Source organism: Pseudoxanthomonas sp. USHLN014 (assembly GCF_037153335.1).
Classification (GTDB): Bacteria; Pseudomonadota; Gammaproteobacteria; order Xanthomonadales; family Xanthomonadaceae; genus Pseudoxanthomonas_A; species Pseudoxanthomonas_A winnipegensis.
On sequence record NZ_JBBCKO010000006.1, the window covers coordinates 187,480 to 205,353 of the forward strand.

Genomic DNA, 17,874 nt, shown 5'->3' on the forward strand with positions numbered 1-17,874 from the left:
GGACCCATGGACCTCGACGACATGAAAGCCGCCTGGCAGACCCTGGACTCGCGCCTGCAGCGCCAGACCGCCCCCAATCTGCAGCTGCTCACCGAAAACCGCCTGGACAAGGCCCGCGCGCATCTGCGACCGCTGTTCGTCGGCCAGGCCCTGCAGGTGCTGCTGGGCATCGGCATGGCGGTCGTGTTCGCCCGCTTCTGGGTGCATCACCTCGATTCGCCGCCGGCGCTGCTGTCAGGCCTGGCCCTGCACCTGTGGGGCGTGGCGCTGGCGGTGTGTTCGACCGTGGACGTGCTGCTGCTCACGCGCATGCAGTCGGCCAAGCCGGTGCTGAGCGTGCAGAAGGCCCTGGGCCAGCTGCGCTGGTGGCGGGTGACCTGGCAGCCGCGCCTGGGCCTGGCCTGGTGCCTGCTGTGGCTGGCGCTGCTGGAAGTGGCCACCCGCGCCATGAGCGGACGCGACCTGCCGACCGGCTTCCTGGTCTGGACCACCGTGGCCAACCTGGCCCTGCTCGGCGGCGCGCTGTGGCTGCTGCGGCGGCGGCGCGATCTGTTCGATGCCGGCAGCATCGGCCACGGCATTCCCAAGGCGCAGGCGCTGCTGGACGAGATCGAGGCGTTCGAGCAGGACCTGGCCCGCTAAACTTGCGGCCATGCAGATCCTCGAATTCGATCTCGACGGCGAATACGTCGAACTCCACATCCTGCTCAAGCTGTGCGGCCTGGTCGACAGCGGCGGCATGGGCAAGCAGGTGGTCGCCAGCGGCGTGGTCAGCGTCGATGGCGCCCAGGAGCTGCGCAAGACCGCGAAGATCCGCGCCGGCCAGGTCGTGCGGGTGGACGATCAGGTCGAGATCCGGGTGATGGATCCGGCCTGAGCCTGACGGCGCGGGCCATCAGGTCTGGCGTTCGCTTCCCGGCGCGTGGCGGGCAAGGATGACGCGGATCCGGTCCCGCGCGTGTTCCGCATCCTCAGGCGAGGCCTGGGACACGATGTCCGCGCACAGCGCATCGAACTGCTTGCGGAAGATGCGCGGCTCGCGCAGATGCGTGACCCACTCGGCCACGTCGCGTTCCAGCCGATCCAGTGCGGCGTCCAGCGCCTGGCGTGTCAGGGTCATGGCGAACCTCCCGGCAGATCGATCTGCACCTGGTGGACCGCGCCGTCGTCGTGCAGCGCGAAACGGTTGCCCGGCTGGCGCACGCCGTCCACCGACAGCGACGGTGCGGCCGCCTCCCCGTAACGCACCGTGATGGCGTAGGTGGCCTGGCCTGCGGCGTACTGCAGGCTGAAGGTCTCCCAGCCGGACGGCACGCGCGGTTCCAGCGTCAGTATCTGACCCTCGCGGCGCAGGCCCAGCAGCGATTCGAGCAGCAGCCGGTACATCCAGCCGGCCGAGCCGGTGTACCAGGTCCAGCCGCCGCTGCCGGCGTGGTCGCCCACGGCGTAGACGTCGGCGGCCATGACATAGGGTTCGACCCGGTAGCGCGCCACGCCTTGCGCATCGCGCGCGTGGTGGATGGGGTTGATCATCTCCAGCAGCTGCCAGGCGCGTTCGACCTGACCCAGCTCGGCGAAGGCCATCACCGTCCACACCGCGGCATGGGTGTACTGGCCGCCGTTCTCGCGCACGCCGGGCACGTAGCCGCGGATGTAGCCCGGGTCCGGGCCGTGGCGGTCGAACGGCGGATCCAGCAGCTGGATGATGCCCGCCTCGGGCTTGACCAGATGCGTGTCCAGCGCGGTCATCGCCTGCTGCACGCGCTGGGCCTGGCCGGCGCCGGACAGCACCGCCCAGCTCTGCGAGATCGAATCGATCCGGCATTCCTGCGCCTGCGCCGAGCCCAGCGGCGTGCCGTCGTCGAACCACGCGCGCCGGTACCAGCCGCCGTCCCAGGCGTGCTCCTCGATGCGCGCGGCCAGCGTGTCGGCCTGCGCCTGGCACCAGTCCGCGAACGCGCTCTCCCCGCGCCGCTGCGCCACCGGGACGAAGGCCTTGAGCACGTGGATCAGGAAGAAGCCCAGCCAGACGCTCTCGCCGCGACCGTGCTCGCCGACCTTGTTCATGCCGTCGTTCCAGTCGCCGGTGCCCATCAGCGGCAGGCCACGCTCGCCGAGCAGGCGACAGCCGCGGCGCAGCGCCAGCACGCAGTGCTCGTACAGGCTGGCATCGCCGGCCGAGACCACCGGCAGGTCGTAGTAGGACTCCTCGTCGTCGTTGACCAGGCGGCCCTCGACGAAGCGCGCGCGCGCCTCCAGCACGCCCCAGTCCTGGGTGACGTCCAGATAGCGACAGGTCGCCAGCGGCAGCCACAGGTAGTCGTCCGAGCAGCGCGTGCGCACGCCGCGTCCGGTCGGCGGATGCCACCAGTGCATGGCATCGCCCTGCGGGAACTGCTGGGCGGCCGCGCGCAGCAGGTGTTCGCGGGTGACCTGCGGCAGGGCGTGGACCATGGCCATGCAGTCCTGCAGCTGGTCGCGGAAGCCCCAGGCGCCGCCGGACTGGTAGAAGCCGCTGCGGCCGAAGTAGCGGCTGGCGATCACCTGATAGAGCAGCCAGCCGTTGACCAGCAGGTCGAAGGCCGGATCGGGCGTGTTGACCCGGATGCCGCCCAGCACGCCGCGCCAGTGGATGCGCACACGGTCCAGCGCGTCGTGCGCCGCACCAGCGCCGCGGGTGCGCCGCGCCAGCTCGAGCGTGGCGCCGACATCGGCCGCCATGCCCAGCCGGAAGGTGGTCTCGAAGCTGCCGCCGGCCTCCAGCGCGATCGGCACCTGCAGCGCGGCGCAGGCGTCCAGTCCGGGACCGAAGCGGCCCGACAGCCCCTCGCGGCGCAGCCCGGCCGGCGCGGCCAGGCTGCCGTTGCGGCCCAGGAACTCGAGCCGGTCGGCGGTGAACTGACGCAGCAGCGTGCCGTCTTCCGGATTGACCCCGGCATCGACGTCGAAGAACGCGCAGCGCCCCTCGAAATCGCCGTTGAACGGATTGCGCGCGGTGAGCACGCCACTGGCGATGTCCACATCGGTGATCAGATGCATCTGCGAGCGGCTGCGCAGGTCGGCCAGCACCCATTCGACATAGCCGGTGGCGCTGAGCCGGCGCGCGCGGCCGGACAGGTTGCGCAGCCTGAGCACGCTGTACTTCACCGCCAGCTCCGCATCCACGTACAGCCACAGCTCGCTGTGGATGCCGTCCTCGACGTGCTCGAACACGCTGTAGCCGAAGCCATGGCGCACCCGGTACGCGCCGCTGCCCGGACACGGCAGCGGCGTGGGCGACCACAGATGGCCGCTGTCCTCATCGCGCAGGTAGAACGCCTCGCCGCTGCTGTCGCACACCGGGTCGTTGTCCCAGGGCGTGAGGCGGTATTCGTGGGCGTTCTCGCCCCAGCTGTAGCCGGCGCCGGATTCGGTCACCACCGCGCCCAGCACCGGGTTGGCCAGCAGGTTGGACCACGGCGCCGGCGTCGGCCGGCCGGGCGCCACGGTGATCACGTACTCGCGGCCATCGGCGCTGAAGCCGCCGGTGCCGTTGTCGAACTGCAGCGGCCCGGCCTGCAGCGGCTCGAACGGCCAGGGATCCTCGTCGGCCGGATCGGTCTGCACCACAGGCGGCAGCCCGGCCACGGCGCCCTCGCCCGCCCGCCAGGCGGCCGGTCGCGGCGGCGGCGCCGGCAGCGGCGCGGGCGGCTCGCGCTCCAGCACCGGCAGGCGATCGACCTGCTCGGCCAGGGTGCCGGCGCGGTCGGTCAGCACCACGCGTGCCACCGACAGCAGCAGCACGCGGTCTTCCTGGCCCAGCTGCTGCACGGCGCGCACGAAGATGCCGCCGCGCCGCTCCAGCACCTCGGCGCGCTGGTCGCGCGCCAGCAGCGCCAGGATCTGCTCCTGCAGCTGCTGGCGGTAGCCGGCCTGGCTCTCGTTCCAGATCACCAGGTCGGTCTCCAGGCCCTTCAGGCGCCAGTACTGGTGCGCCTGCACGACCTGTTCGACCAGCGGCAGATGGTCCACGTCGGAGACCTGCAGCAGCACGATGGGCAGATCGCCGGAGATCGCCTGTGCCCACAGCGCCGGCTGGGCACGGCGGTTCTGGCGCAGGGTGTCGGCGTCGGCGCGCAGCACCGGATCGGGCTGCAGCACCAGCGCGGCCAGGCGCTCGTAGACCTGTACGTCGGCCTCGTGCGCGTTGATCTGGCGGTGCACGACCTGGCTGTGGGTCCAGGCCAGGTCGAACACTCGGTCGGCCAGGCGCCGGTCACGGTACTTCTCGATCAGCGCATCGCAGGCGGCCTCGTCCTCGCCCACGCCGGTGACCAGGTCGAGCACGGCCTGCTGGCCGGGCTGCAGGGTGATGCGCACGCGGATGGCGACGATCGGGTCGAGCACCGAGCCTTCGCTGTTGTCCAGCGCCAGACGCTCCATCGCCAGCGGCCGCGCCGCGCTGCGCCCGCGGCCGATGAAGCGGGCGCGGTCGGTCTCGTAGGAGATCTGTTCGATGTCGCAGTCGTGCGCGGCCACCAGATGCAGCAGCTGCGGCGGCCGCTCGCCGGCCTCGCGCGCGCGGCGCCGGCAGACGATGGCCTGCTTGGCGGCCAGGATGCGGGTCTGCACGAACAGGTTGCCGAAGGCCGGGTGCGCCTCGTCGGCACGCGGCGCCTGCAGCACGACCTCGGCATAGGTGGTGACCTCGACGGTGCGCGGATGGCGCGCGCGGTTCTTCAGGCGCAGGCGGCGCAGCTCGATGTCGTCCTCGGCCGACACGGCGATCTCCAGATGGCTGTCGATGCCGCGGTGGCGCACGCGGAACTCGGCCTTGGCCTGGGAGAAGATCGCCTCGAAGTGCTGGGTGCGCACGCAGGTGGGCTGATACGCGGCCGACCAGTACTCGCCCGATTCGGCATCCCGCAGATAGCAGAAGCTGCCGTAGGCATCGCGGGTGGGATCCTCGCGCCAGCGGGTGAGCGCGGTGCCTTCCAGGCGCGTATAGCCGCCGCCGGCGACGGTGAGCATGGCGTGGTAGCGCCCGTTGGACAGCAGCTGCACCTCCGGGCGCGGGCCGTCGGGATCGCGCAGGATGCGCAGCTGCGGGCCGGCCGCGGCTGCCGCGCCGTCGGCGGGGCTGGGCGCCTCGGACTCGTGCGCCGGCACCACGCCGGCGGCGGGCATGCGCTCCTGCAGCAGCAGCAGGGCCGCGCGCAGTGCCGGGTCGGCGGCGAAACGCTTCTGCATCGGCTGTTCGACCAGCAGGTGGTCCAGCGACAGCAGCGCCATGCCCTGGTGATGGGCCATGTAGGAGCGGATCACCACGTGACGTTCGCCGCGCGGCAGGCGCTCGGCCGTGTAGTCCACCGCCTCGTACATGCCGAACGCGCCGGAGAAGCCCTGCGCGGCCATCGCCTGCAGGTTCTCCAGCGCCGCCGGCGGATGCACCATCAGCGCCATCACCGTGGCGTAGGGCGCGATCACCGCGTCCTGCGCCAGGCCGCGCTTGAGCCCCAGTCCCGGCACGCCGAAGGCGCGGTACTGGTAGTTCATGTTCACGTCCACGGCGTTGTAGCCGGACTCGGACACGCCCCAGGGGATCTGCCGCGCCTGGCCGTATTCGATCTGCGCCTGGACCACGCCGTGCGCGGTCTGGTCGAGCAGCGAGCCGGGGTAGCTAGGCATCACCAGCTGCGGCATGAGGTACTCGAACATCGAGCCGCTCCAGGACACCAGCACCGGCTCGCCGCCGCCCTCGGTCAGCAGCCGGCCCAGCGCGAACCAGCTCTCCTGCGGCAGCTGGCCCTGGGCGATGGCCACGAAGCAACCCAGCCGCGCCTCGGAGGCCAGCAGGTCGTAGAAGCCCGCGTCCAGGCGGCTCTCATCGACGTTGTAGCCGATCGAAAGCATCCGCTGCGCCGGGTCGTAGAGAAAGCGATAGTCCTGCTCGGCGTGCCGCGCGGCCAGTTCGGCCAGCGCTTCCAGCTCGTCCAGCTGGCGCGCCGCAAGGCCGCCGGGCTCGGCATCGGCCAGCGCGCGCAACGTGGCCGGCACGGCCTGCTCGCCGGCCGGCAGGGGGCCGACCTGTTCCAGCATCGCCAGCGCGGACTGGCAGGCCTCCAGCAGGCGCGCCGGCCAGTCGATGGGCGCACGCGGCAGCGCGGCCTGCGTAGCGGCGGCGTCCAGCGCCTGCGCGCGTTCGAGCAGCGTGCGGACCTGCGGCGCAGACGCTTGCTCATCGGTGCGCAGCGGCTGCAGCGCGTCGGCGAAGGCCTGCAGCGGGGCGGCCAGCGCCTCGCCCAGACCGGCGCGCTGGGCGTCGTCTTCCAGCGCGCCCAGAGTGTCGGCCAGCCCGTCGAAGGTCTTGGGCGCCAGCAGCGGCGCGTCGGCCAGCTGCAGCAAGCCCTGGCGCAGGGTGAGCAGATGGCCGGTGAGGTTGCCGCTGTCCACGGTGGACACGTAGCGCGGCGCCAGCGGGCGCAGCGTGTCAGTGGTGTACCAGTTGTAGAGGTGGCCGCGATGGCGTTCCAGCCGGCCCAGCGTGTCCAGCGCGCCGCGCACGCGCATCAGCACGCCGGGCAGCTGCAGATAGCCCAGGTCCCAGGCCGAGAGGTTGGCCAGCAGCGACAGGCCGATGTTGGTGGGCGAGGTGCGCCGGGCCAGCACCTGCGCCGGATGTTCCTGCAGGTTGTCCGGCGGCAGCCAGTGCTCCTGCGGGCCGACCCAGGTCTCGAAGAACGCCCAGGTGCGCCGCGCCAGCTGGCCCAGGAAGCGGCGCTGCGCGTCGTCCAGATGGGTCGAGGCCGCCGGCGGGCGCCGGCCCAGCCAGCCCATCAGCCAGGGCGAGGCCGCCCACAGCGCCAGGCACGGCACGGCCGCCGGCAGCGCCCAGGGCTGCAGCAGCGCCACGGCCACCAGCACCACCACGGCGAACACCGTCACCGGCCACATCAGCGCCACTTCCGGCATCTCGCCGCGCACGCTGCGCTCGACATCGCGCGAGACGTTCCACTGCAGCAGGTGCCGGCGCGAAACGGCCAGGCGCCACAGTGTGCGCACGATCGCCAGCGCGTTGCTGCCGGCCTGGTGCGGCAGGCAGGCGAAGGTCACCGCCGCCCGGCGCAGCTCGCGCAGGGTGCGCGTGCGCAGCAGCGACAGGTGCGCATCCAGCGGCAGCTCGCCCGGGCCGGCCAGCGCGTCGCGCAGCGCCGCCAGCAGCGGCGGCAGCCACCACGGGCACAGCAGCCACAGCGTCCACACCAGCGGCGCGGGCACCGCGCACCAGCCGGCCACCAGCAGGGTCAGCGCGGCGATCGGCACCAGGCTGCGGCGCAGGTTGTCGGCCAGCTTGCCGCGCGAGAGCCAGGACAGCGGGCTGCGCTCCCAGCCGCGCGCGGTCGGCACGCGCGGCAGCAGCCACGGCAGCAGCTGCCAGTCGCCGCGTACCCAGCGCTGGCGACGCTTGGCATCGGCGAAATAGCGCTCGGGATAGTCCTCGTACAGGCGCACCTGGCTGACCAGCCCGGCGCGCGCGTAGCAGCCTTCCAGCAGGTCGTGGCTGAGGATGGCGTTGTCGGGCATGCGCCCGGCCAGCACCTGTTCGAACGCCTCGACCTCGTAGATGCCCTTGCCGACGAACGAGCCCTCGGCGAACAGGTCCTGGTACACATCGGAAATGGTGCGCGTATACGGGTCGATGCCCGCCTCGCTGCCGAACATGCGCGCATAGCGCGAACGCAGCGCCATCGCGCTGCCCAGGCCCGGCTGCAGGATGCCGTAGCCGCGCACCACCGTGCGCGTGTCCGGATCGACCACCGGCCGGTTGAGCGGATGGGCCATGGTGCCCACCAGCGCGCGCGCGGACTCCAGCGGCAGCTGGGTATCGGCATCCAGGGTGATGACATAGCGCACCCCGCGCAGCACCTCGGTGCGCCCGACGATGCAGCTGAACGGCGCGGCGTCGCCCTCGCGCAGCAGCGCGTTGAGGGCGGCCAGCTTGCCGCGCTTGCGCTCCAGGCCCATCCAGCGGCCCTCGTGCGGATTCCACTGGCGCGGGCGGTGGAACAGGTAGAACAGCTCGCCTTCGGCCGCATCGCGGCCCTGTCCGTGGCGGGCGTTGAGCGCGGCGATGCGCGCCTGGGCGTGGGCCAGCACGGCCGCGTCCTGGGGCAGGTGTTCCTGCGCGGCATCGGCGAAGTCGGTCAGCAGGCCGAAGTGCAGATGCGGCCCGCGGTTGGCCAGGAACCGCACCTCCAGCGCATCGACCAGTTCATCGACCGCCTCGGTGTCGGGGATCATCGAGGGCACGATCACCAGCGTGCGCGCCTGCGCCGGGATGCCGGCCTGGTAATCCAGGCTGGGCAGCGGATGCGGCGTCGCCAGGTTGCTCGCGGTCCAGTTGACCAGCGCCACGCCCAGCTCGCTGAAGGCCAGCAGCGCCAGCACCGCCGCACCGGCCACCCAGCCCCAGGCCGGCACGGACGGGGCCAGGGTGCTGGCCAGCAGGCCGGCGGCGAACAGCGCGGCGAACACCGCGATCGGCCCGACATAGGCCAGCAGCGGCACCGGCCGTACATCGGGCAGCAGCCGGCGCCAGCCGCGGCCGGCCAGCGTGCGCGCGATCTCGCGCGCGCCGTCGCCCAGCAGCCACCAGCCGACGTGGCCGTGGCCCTCGGGCGCGCCGGCCGCGGCCGCGCGTGCGCGTTCCAGCACCATCGCGGCGATCTCGCCTTCCGGCCGCCCGGCGCGCCGGGCCACGGTCTCAACCACGCGCCGGTACTGGTCGCGGCTGGCGAAGTCCATGGCCGGATAGGTGCCGTCCGGGTCCTGGCGCAGCAGGTGTTCGATCACGCTGCAGCGCTCGACGAAGCCGCGCCAGTCCATGCTGGTGATGAAGCGCAGGCTGCCGATGCTGTTGCGGATCGAGGCCTGCGCGGCGGCCTGGCGAATGCTCTCGCGCTGGACCACGGCTTCGAGCGAGCGCCCGCTCTCGGCCACCCACTGCTCCAGCCAGTCGATCGGCATGTGCGTGGCGAAGTTGCCGCCGCGCAGGTGGCGCAGCAGTTCGGACACGAAGGCCCCGCGCACCGGCGGCTGCGAGCGCAGCATGTCGGCCAGCACCAGCACCACGTCCTTGGGCGCGCGCTGGGCGGCTTCGGCCATGCGCTTGGCCCAGGCCTGGGCCAGGCGGTGATCGCCGACGTCGCGGGTGATGCGCGCGGCGATGCGGCGCAGATTCTCGATCACCGCCAGGCGCAGCATGATCGGCACCGCCCACAGCTCGCCGATGCTCAGCGCCTGTTCCTGCTGGTAGCCGTTGATCAGGCGCTCCAGGGTCTCGGCATCGACCTGGCCATCGCCGTGGGACACCGCCTGCATGGCCAGGTCGTAGACCCGTGGCAGGCCGGCCGACGGCCCGCTGGCCAGCGCCGGCAGCGCCCGGCTGTAGCCGCTGGGCAGGTGGCGCCGCGCCAGCCGCACCTGCTCGTCGATCAGGTAGTAGTTGTCCAGCAGCCATTCGCCGGCCGGGACCATCGGCAGCTTGTCGCGGGCGAAGGCGTCCAGGGCCTGGACCGCGCCCTCGAGCACCGCGCCGTTCTCGGCCAGCCGCGCCAGCATCCGCTCCGGGCCCTGCCCGGCCTGCAGCGTGTGCTGCTGGGACAGGCGCCGGCCCAGCTGTTCCATCTGGGTGGCGTTGAACAGCTGGGCGCGCAGCGGCGGCTCGGGCGTGGCGGTGCGGACCGCGTCGCGGTGGCGCTGCCGCCAACGCGCCAGCAACCGCCTCAAGATCCTCCTGCCCCGCCGCCGCCACCCTGCACGCATCTGACATCCCGTTGATCAGTGGAAGGAAGGCGCGCACCTCTTGCCGGGCAACGATGCGCGACCGCTGCCTTGAAGAGACCAAGCACCTTCCGGAGATCCTTGATCCCCCGCCCACGCCCCGGGCAGGGAGCCAAAGACAAACAGGCCGAAGCGAATGCCTCGGCCTGTCAGCTGATACGCCAGCACGCGTGATCGCCCCGTGGCGGACGCGTCGGGCCTGCCCGCGCTCAGTGCTTGGGGCGACGGGCCGCGTCTGCCGCCTTGCCCACGTCCTGCTGGACCTTGCCGGCGTTCTTCTCCAGCTTGCCGGCCGCTTCCTTGGTCTTGTTGCCGGTCAGCTTGCCGGCGGCTTCCTTCAGGCCGCCCTTGACCTGGTGCTTGGCACCTTCCACGCGATTCTTGTCCATCTTGCGTACTCGCTCGAGCTCGCCACACATGTGGCGCAGACCGTGTAGACCCGCGCGCGCAATGCAGGAGTGAAAGAAGTGCACGGACGCCTTCACGCGCACCGATGGGTCGGCGTGCGGCACCGGTCCGCCGTGCGCCGGTCATGGCTTTCTGCCAAGCTCGAAGGCCCCTCATCGCCTGTGTCCCGCATGTTTTCGTCTGCTTTTCGGGCCGCGTGGCTGGCCGGCCTGTTGCTGCTGTCGGCCTGCGCCTCCGCGCCGACCCGGCCCGCGTCCCCCGACCCGGTCCTGCTGATCTCCATCGACGCCCTGCGCGCCAGTTACCTGGGCCGGGGCAACACGCCGCACCTGGACGCGCTGGCGCGCGACGGCGTGCGCGCGCAGTGGATGACGCCCTCGTATCCCACACTGACCTTCCCCAACCACTACACCCTGGTCACCGGCCAGCGCCCGGACCACCACGGCGTGATCCACAACTCCATGCGCGAGGCAGGCCTGGGCGAATTCAAGGTCGCCGACACCCAGGCCACCGGGGATGCGCGCTGGTGGAGCGAGGCCACGCCGATCTGGGTCACCGCCGAACAACACGGCCTGAAGACCGCGATCTGGGCCTGGCCGGGCAGCAGCGCACCCATCGGCGGCGTGCGCCCCAACGAATACCGCCTGTTCGACACCGCCATCCCGGCCGCCACCCGCGCCGCCGACGTGGCCGGCTGGCTGACCGGACCGGTCCAGGCGCGGCCGGCGCTGGCCGCGCTGTACATGGAAGACGTGGACGAAGAAGGCCACAACCACGGCCCCGATTCGCCGCAGGTGCGCGAGGCCCTGCGCCGTGTGGACGCCGCCGTGGGCGCGCTGCTGGACACGCTGCGGGCGCACGGCCAGCTGGAGCGCACCAACATCGTGATCGTCTCCGACCACGGCATGGCCACCGTCGCCCCCGAGCATGTGGTCGCGGTGGAGGACATGGTCAGCAAGCAGGAGGCGGTAGTGGTGTCGGTCGGCCAGGTGGTCGGCGTGCAGCCCAACCCGGGCTTCGAGGCGGCGGTCGAGGCCCGCCTGCTCGGCCGCCACCCGCCCTACACCTGCTGGCGCAAGGGCGAACTGCCGGCGCGCTGGCACTACGGCAGCAACGCGCGCATCCCGCCGATCGTGTGCCAGATGGACGAGGGCTGGGACGCCCTGCCGGCCGAACAGGCCGCGCGCCGCCGCCTGCTCGGCCACGACCGCGGCTCGCACGGCTACGACCCGGCGCTGGAATCGATGCGCGCCATCTTCATCGCCCACGGTCCGGCGTTCCGGCGCGGCGTGGTGCTGCCGGCGTTCGACAACGTCGATGTCTATCCGCTGCTGGCGCGCCTGCTGCAGGTGCCGCCCCAGCCCAACGACGGCACGCTGGCGCCGCTGCAGGCAGGACTGCAGCCGCCCGCGCATTGATGTCCGAAAACGGCCAGTAGGGCCGCATGGCCGGTGCTAGCCTGCCGGCCATGACCTCGCCCCTGCCCGATGCCGCCCTGTGCGAACGCGCCCGCCTGAGCCGCGATGCGCGCTTCGACGGGCTGTTCTTCACCGCCGTGTCCAGCACCGGGATCTATTGCCGCCCGGTGTGCCCGGCGCCGGCGCCGCGGCGCGAGAACGTCAGCTACTTCCCGTCCGCCGCCGCGGCCGAGGCCGCCGGCTATCGCCCCTGCCTGCGCTGCCGCCCCGAGCTCTCGCCCGAGCACGGCGCCTGGCGCCGCGGCGACGACGCGGTGGCGCGTGCGCTCAAGCTGATCGATGCCGGCCTGCTGACCGATGCACCACTATCGGCGCTGGCGCAGCGCCTGGCCTTGAGCGAACGCCAGCTGCGGCGGCTGTTCGCCGACCGCCTGGGCACCTCGCCGCTGGGCGTGCACGCCACGCGCCGTCTGCTGTTCGCCAAGCAGCTGCTGACCGAGACCGCCCTGCCGATCACCGACGTGGCCATGGCCGCCGGCTTCGGCAGCCTGCGGCGCTTCAACACCGTGTTCAAGGAGGCCTATCGCATGGCCCCGCGCGAGCTGCGCAAGCGCGAGGTGCCGGCGGCGGCCGACGAGACCCTGGTGCTGCGCCTGGGCTATCGCCCGCCGTACGACTTCGGCGCGATGCTCGACTTCCTGCGCGGGCGCGCGCTGCCGGGCGTGGAGCATGTCGATGCGATCTCCTATGCGCGCGTGGTCGGCCCGATCGTATCCCCGGGCTGGCTGCGCGTCAGCGCCTGGCCGCGCGGCGAACACGCGCTGCGGCTGGAACTGCAGCGGATCGCGCCGGCGCGGATGCTGGGCGTGGTCGCGCGGCTGCGTCGCATGTTCGACCTGGACGCCGATCCGCAGGCGATCGCCGCGGCGCTGGGCCACGACCCTCGCCTGGCGCCGCTGCTCGAGCGAAGGCCCGGCCTGCGCATCCCCAGCGGCTGGGATGGCTTCGAGATCGCGGTGCGCGCGGTGATCGGCCAGCAGGTCAGCGTGGCCGCCGCGCGCACCTTCACCGCCCGGCTGGCGCAGGCCTTCGGCGCGCCGCTGCCCGAGCCGCTGCGCAGCGAGGCCCATACGCATCTGTTCCCCACGCCCGAGGCGCTGGCCGACGCCGATCTCACCGCGATCGGCCTGACCCAGGCGCGCGCGGCCACGGTGCGCACGGTGGCGCAGGCGGTGCTGGACGGGCGCGTGGATTTCCGCCCGGACGCGCCGCTGGACGACTTCGTCGCGCGTTGGGTCGCCCTGCCCGGCATCGGCCCGTGGACCGCGCACTACCTGGCGCTGCGCGGGCTCGGCCATCCCGACGCCTTCCCGGCCGAAGACCTCGTCCTGCAGCGGGCCCTGCCCAACGACGGCACGCGCCTGAGCGCGCGCGCACTGGCCGCCCATGCCCAGGCCTGGCGGCCCTGGCGCGGCTACGCCGTGCTGCACCTGTGGAAGGACGCCATGCCGGCCACGCCCACCCGATCGCCCGAACGCCCTGCCAAGGACCTACCATGACCATTTTCGAACGCCACTTCCCCAGCCCGGTCGGCCCGCTGCGCGTGGCCGCCAGCGATGCCGGCCTGCACGGCATCGAGTTCCCGGAGAACCGGCATCCGGTCAAGCGGCTGGAAGCCTGGGAACAGGGCGACCATTCGCTGCTGCGCGAGGCCCAGGCCCAGCTCGACGCCTATTTCGCCGGGCGCCTGCAGGCCTTCGACCTGCCGCTGGCGCCGCACGGCACCGCCTTCCAGCGCCAGGTCTGGCTGGCGCTGGCGCAGATCCCCTTCGGCGCCACCTGGAGCTACGCGCAGCTGGCCCAGCGCGTCGGTCGCCCCGGCGCCAGCCGCGCGGTCGGCGCGGCCAACGGCCGCAACCCGCTGCCGATCGTGCTGCCCTGCCATCGGGTGATCGGCGCCGACGGCGCGCTGACCGGCTTCGGCGGCGGCCTGCCGACCAAGCAGTTCCTGCTGCAGCTGGAGGGCGCGCTGCCGCCCGTGCCGCAGCGCGCCGGCCTGTTCAACTGACCAGGCGCGCCTGCCGGCCGTGTCGCAGGCGGGCCATGGATCGCCACGCGCGGCGCGCTACCATGCGCCTGCCTGCGGACACCGCTCCGCTCCTGCGCGCACGCCAGCCCCCCGGGCACCGCCCCGCCCCTGGCCGCTGCGCGATCGAGCTGGAGTTCAATGCATGTCCGTGACCTCATCCCCGCATCCCTTCGCCTTCGGCCGGATCGCCCCGACCCTGCCGGTGGCCGACATCGCGCGGGCGCTGGCGTTCTACGTCGGCGTCCTGGGCTTCGCCAAGACCTTCGAGAACGGCAGCCCGGTGGGCTTCGTGATCCTCAAGAAGGACGCGGCGGAGGTGCATCTTTCGCTGGACCGGACGCACAAGCCGGACCGGCGCAATCTGGCGCATCTCCTGGTCGACGACGCGGCCGCGCTCTACGCGCATCTGCAGCAGGCCGACATCCGCATCATCAAGGCGCTGCGCGACGCGGACTATGGCCTGCGCGGCTTCGTCTTCGCCGACCCGGATGGCAACCGCATCGACGTCGGCCAGCGGCTTTAGCGGCTGAAGCGGGAGCGGAAGGGGCTCTTCTCCTGATCGAGGGATCGCCGTGCATCTTCGTGCGCGAGCTTCTCGACTTCGGAAGGGGCAGCGGTCCGGCGAGCAGTGGCCGCTTATCCCTCAATCAGGGCATCCTGCCCTGACTCGGGCGCTCGGCTCCTGCCTCGCTAGGCGCGGCCACTGCCCGGTAAAGCCTCATCGCCGCCTTAGCGGCTCCCACCTGTAGAGCGGAGCTTGCTCCGCTGCTCTTCGTTCGGTTCATGGGAAAAGCCCCAGCGGAGCAAGCTCCGCTCTACAACAAGGCCGCGGCTTGAACTGAGAGACAGTTGCTCCCACCGAAGCATGCGGCGCCGTCAGTCCTTTCCCATCCGGGTGTCGGCAGACCGAGCCGAGGAACCGCGCCCAACCGGGTCGAGGCTGGCCAGCGAAGTCCGCTTTACCCACCTCGCACGCCAGCCGAAAACCCAAAAGAAAACGCGGCGCCCAAGGGGCGCCGCGCTTCTGTCTGCAGAGCGATGGAAGGCGGCGATCAGCCGGCCTTGGCCACCGTCTTCTTCGCCACGGCCTTCTTGGCCGGCGACTTGGCGACCGACTTGGCGGTCACCGGCGCGGCGACGGCGGCGCCGTGCTTGCGCGAATTGCCATAGCTGGCGTTGTAGCGCTTGCCCTTGGCGGTTTTGCGATCACCCTTGCCCATCTGCGTACTCCTCGTGTTGGTGGCCCGCCGGTTGCGGCGAGTGCGCGGCCGGCGTGAAGGCCGGCGCGCAGGGCCGGAGAGGCTACCACAGCCCCGCGGGGCACCACAGGCCGGCCAGGCCCTCAGTGCGCGCAGCGCGCGTCGTGGACGTGGCCGTGGTTCAGCCGCAGATTCACCAGATGCGCCACGCCCACCAGCGTGCCGCCGAAGGTCATGGCCACCGCATGCGGCACCAGACTGTGATGCAGCGGCGGGTACAGCACCGCGACCCACAGCACCGCCAGCCCGACCAGCAGCACGCCCAGCGCGCGCAGCACCCGATGCCGGCGATAGCCCGCGGCCAGACTGAACACCCCCAGCAGCGAAGCGAACACCACGAAGATCCGCTCGAAGCCCTCGCCCAGCCAGGCCGACAGCCCTAGCGCCGGCAGCAGCGCGATCAAGAGCGGCAGTACCGCGCAGTGCACCGCGCAGACCAGGGAGCCGGTGGCGCCGATGCGGTCCAGCCAGGAACGGAAGGGAGAGCTCATGCGGGTGGAGTATGACTTTCGGGCCAGGCACCGAGTTGATGTCGATATATTATAACGTTAATGTTTCCTGATGACCTCCCTCCCCAGAAGTTGCCATTTATGACGCGATCTTCCTTCCGCAGCGCCGGTGTGTCCGCGCTGTCACGCGCCCCGCTCGCCGCCGCCCTCGGCCTGGCCCTGGTCGGCTTCGGCGCCCATGCCCAGGAGGCGACCACCGCCCCGTCCAGCGACAGCCGCCACGGCCGCGCCGAGCATCTGCATGCCAAGGACCTGGACGCGATCAAGGTGACCGCCGACCCGTTCCGCAGCGCCGCCGACGACCTGAGCCAACCGGTCAACGTGCTGGCCGGCGAGCGGCTCGACGAGGCGCGCGCCTCCAGCCTGGGCGAGACCCTGCAGGGCATCCCCGGCGTGCAGTCGTCCAACTTCGGCCCCGGCGTGGGCCGGCCGATCATGCGCGGCCTCGACGGCCCGCGCGTGGCGGTGATGTCCGACGGCATGATCACTCAGGACGTGTCCACCGTGAGCCAGGACCACTCCCCGGCGATCGAGCCGTTCCTGGCCGACCAGATCGAGGTGCTCAAGGGCCCGTCCACCCTGCTCTACGGCAACGGCGCCATCGGCGGCGCGGTGAACGTGGTCGATGGCCGCATCGCCGAGACGCCGGTGCAGGGCGTCACCGGCCGCGCCGAGACGCGCGTGGACTTCGGCGACAAGGACGGCCAGACCAGCATGGCGCGCATCGACGCCGGCAACGGCGGCCTGTCGATCCACGCCGACGGCGTCTACCGCAACGCCAAGGACTACGACACGCCCAAGGGACCGCAGGCCAACACCTTCCAGGACACCAAGACCGGCTCGTTCGGCGCGTCGCTGTCGGGTGACTGGGGCTTCTTCGGCGCGTCGATCTCGCGCTTCAACGACAGCTACGGCAACCCCGGCGAGCCGGGCGACCTGGCGCAGGGCGAGCGCGGCGTGCACCTGGAGCTGCACCAGGACCGCTTCGACGTGAAGGGCGGCCTCAACGATCCCTGGGGCGCCGGCAGCGGCCTGCGCTACAGCTTCTCGCACACCCGCTACGACCACACCGAGTTCGAGGGCGAGGAAGTCGGCACCAGCTTCTTCAAGCGCGCCAACGAGGGCCGCGTGGAAGCGACCTTCAGCGCCGACAGCGGCTGGCAGAGCGCGATCGGCCTGCAGGGCACCGACAGCACCTTCCGCGCCGTGGGCGAGGAATCCTTCGTGCCCAAGACCGACACCAAGTCGGTCGGCCTGTTCGCGGTGACCAAGAACGCCTGGGGCCGCTTCTCCACCGAGCTGGGCGCGCGCATCGACCGGGTCAAGTACGAGACCGACACCGGCCTGTCGCCCGACTTCAAGCCGACCAGCTTCTCGGCCAGCTTCGGCTTCGGCCTGGCCGAAGGCTGGCGCCTGACCGCCAACCTGGACCACTCCGAGCGCGCGCCGGTGGAGGAGGAACTGTTCGCCGATGGCCCGCACATCGCCACGCTGGCCTATGAGATCGGCGATGCGAACCTGGACAAGGAAAAGGCCAACCAGGCCGAGCTGGGCCTGCAGTACAGCAACGACTGGATGGATGCCAAGGTCTCGGCCTACTACAACCGCTACAACAACTTCATCTACGTGGCCGACACCGGCGGCCAGTGGTACCACGAGGAGGACGACGACTACCTGCCGATCCGCCAGTGGACCCAGGCCGATGCGACCTTCCACGGCTTCGAGGGCGAGGCCGATTTCCACCTGGCCAAGTCCGACACCGCCGGCGACTGGGATCTGCACGTCTTCGGCGACACCGTGCGCGCCCGTCTGAACGACGGCGGCAACGTGCCGCGCATCCCGCCGGGCCGTTTCGGTGCGCAGCTGCGCTGGCAGGCCACGAACTGGCGCGCCTCGCTGGGTGCCACGCGCTACATGAAGCAGGACAAGCTGGGCGCCAACGAGACCGAGACCGCCGGCTACACGATGGTCGATGCCCACCTGGCCTACCACATCGACACCGGTTCGACCGCGTGGGAAGTGTTCCTGGACGGCAACAACCTGCTCGACCAAGACGCGCGCGTGCACACCTCCTTCCTCAAGGACGATGTGATGCTGCCCGGGCGCAACGGCACCTTCGGCGTGCGCGTGTTCTTCTGATCCAAGACAGAGCGCGTCCCCTCCCGCCGGAGGGGCGCGCGCTACAAGCGCACCCCGTGCGGGGCGCATCTGCTCTCTCCCCGCGCTGCCGCACGGGATTGCGGGCCGGAAGACGTTCCCCTGTCTTCCGGCCCGTTTTTTTTTTGCGCGCATTACAAGCGGGACTGAGGTCGCTTGGGTAAAGCCTCAAGGCCTGATCCGCCAACGGCGCTGGCGCGACGTCGCCGGAC

Annotated in this window: 12 protein-coding genes; 7 read left to right on the forward strand and 5 right to left on the reverse strand. The window is 71.7% G+C overall.

What is annotated here, in order from left to right; all coding sequences use genetic code 11:
* Positions 1–6 precede the first annotated feature (6 nt).
* Both WFQ05_RS12875 and WFQ05_RS12880 read left to right on the forward strand, forming a co-directional pair.
* Positions 7–642: a hypothetical protein gene (locus WFQ05_RS12875; RefSeq protein WP_337054144.1), complete on the forward strand. Its 636-nt coding sequence runs from the start codon at positions 7–9 to the stop codon at positions 640–642.
* Between the two features lie 10 nt (positions 643–652).
* Positions 653–877: an RNA-binding S4 domain-containing protein gene (locus WFQ05_RS12880; RefSeq protein WP_130529011.1), complete on the forward strand. Its 225-nt coding sequence runs from the start codon at positions 653–655 to the stop codon at positions 875–877.
* 18 nt (positions 878–895) lie between these two features.
* On the opposite strand, the gene WFQ05_RS12885 is transcribed toward WFQ05_RS12880, so the two are convergent.
* From WFQ05_RS12885 to WFQ05_RS12895, 3 genes are all read right to left on the reverse strand, one after another.
* On the reverse strand, positions 896–1,120 hold the full coding sequence (locus tag WFQ05_RS12885) for a hypothetical protein (protein ID WP_337054145.1): 225 nt from the start codon (positions 1,118–1,120) through the stop codon (positions 896–898).
* Positions 1,117–9,768 carry a glucoamylase family protein gene (locus WFQ05_RS12890; protein WP_337054146.1) on the reverse strand — a complete coding sequence of 2,884 codons (8,652 nt, stop codon included), beginning with the start codon at positions 9,766–9,768 and terminating at the stop codon, positions 1,117–1,119. The genes WFQ05_RS12885 and WFQ05_RS12890 overlap by 4 nt, the downstream gene beginning before the upstream one ends.
* A 263-nt stretch (positions 9,769–10,031) precedes the next feature.
* On the reverse strand, positions 10,032–10,211 hold the full coding sequence (locus WFQ05_RS12895; protein WP_130519816.1) for a CsbD family protein: 180 nt from the start codon (positions 10,209–10,211) through the stop codon (positions 10,032–10,034).
* Between the two features lie 189 nt (positions 10,212–10,400).
* Here WFQ05_RS12895 and WFQ05_RS12900 point away from each other — a divergent pair, with 189 nt between their 5' ends.
* From WFQ05_RS12900 to WFQ05_RS12915, 4 genes are all read left to right on the forward strand, one after another.
* Positions 10,401–11,648 (forward strand): ectonucleotide pyrophosphatase/phosphodiesterase, encoded by a 1,248-nt coding sequence (locus tag WFQ05_RS12900; protein WP_337054147.1) that lies wholly within the window; start codon positions 10,401–10,403, stop codon positions 11,646–11,648.
* Between the two features lie 26 nt (positions 11,649–11,674).
* The gene (locus tag WFQ05_RS12905) at positions 11,675–13,207 is read left to right on the forward strand and encodes an AlkA N-terminal domain-containing protein (protein WP_337054148.1); all 1,533 of its coding nucleotides are present in this window, start codon (positions 11,675–11,677) and stop codon (positions 13,205–13,207) included.
* Entirely contained in the window at positions 13,204–13,716 is a 513-nt protein-coding gene (locus WFQ05_RS12910; protein WP_337054149.1) for a methylated-DNA--[protein]-cysteine S-methyltransferase, read from the forward strand. Before WFQ05_RS12905 ends, WFQ05_RS12910 begins: the two co-directional genes overlap by 4 nt.
* A gap of 163 nt (positions 13,717–13,879) precedes the next feature.
* Positions 13,880–14,260, forward strand: coding sequence for a VOC family protein (locus tag WFQ05_RS12915; RefSeq protein WP_337054150.1), 381 nt, complete (start codon positions 13,880–13,882; stop codon positions 14,258–14,260).
* 529 nt (positions 14,261–14,789) lie between these two features.
* Here WFQ05_RS12915 and WFQ05_RS12920 read toward each other — a convergent pair.
* Together WFQ05_RS12920 and WFQ05_RS12925 are read right to left on the reverse strand one after the other, a co-directional pair.
* The gene (locus WFQ05_RS12920; RefSeq protein WP_130516098.1) at positions 14,790–14,957 is read right to left on the reverse strand and encodes a 30S ribosomal protein THX; all 168 of its coding nucleotides are present in this window, start codon (positions 14,955–14,957) and stop codon (positions 14,790–14,792) included.
* Positions 14,958–15,079: 122 nt separating this feature from the next.
* Positions 15,080–15,487: a MerC domain-containing protein gene (locus WFQ05_RS12925; protein ID WP_130516096.1), complete on the reverse strand. Its 408-nt coding sequence runs from the start codon at positions 15,485–15,487 to the stop codon at positions 15,080–15,082.
* A gap of 99 nt (positions 15,488–15,586) precedes the next feature.
* Here WFQ05_RS12925 and WFQ05_RS12930 point away from each other — a divergent pair, with 99 nt between their 5' ends.
* Positions 15,587–17,644 carry a TonB-dependent receptor gene (locus WFQ05_RS12930; protein ID WP_337054151.1) on the forward strand — a complete coding sequence of 686 codons (2,058 nt, stop codon included), beginning with the start codon at positions 15,587–15,589 and terminating at the stop codon, positions 17,642–17,644.
* The last annotated feature ends 230 nt before the right edge of the window (positions 17,645–17,874 follow it).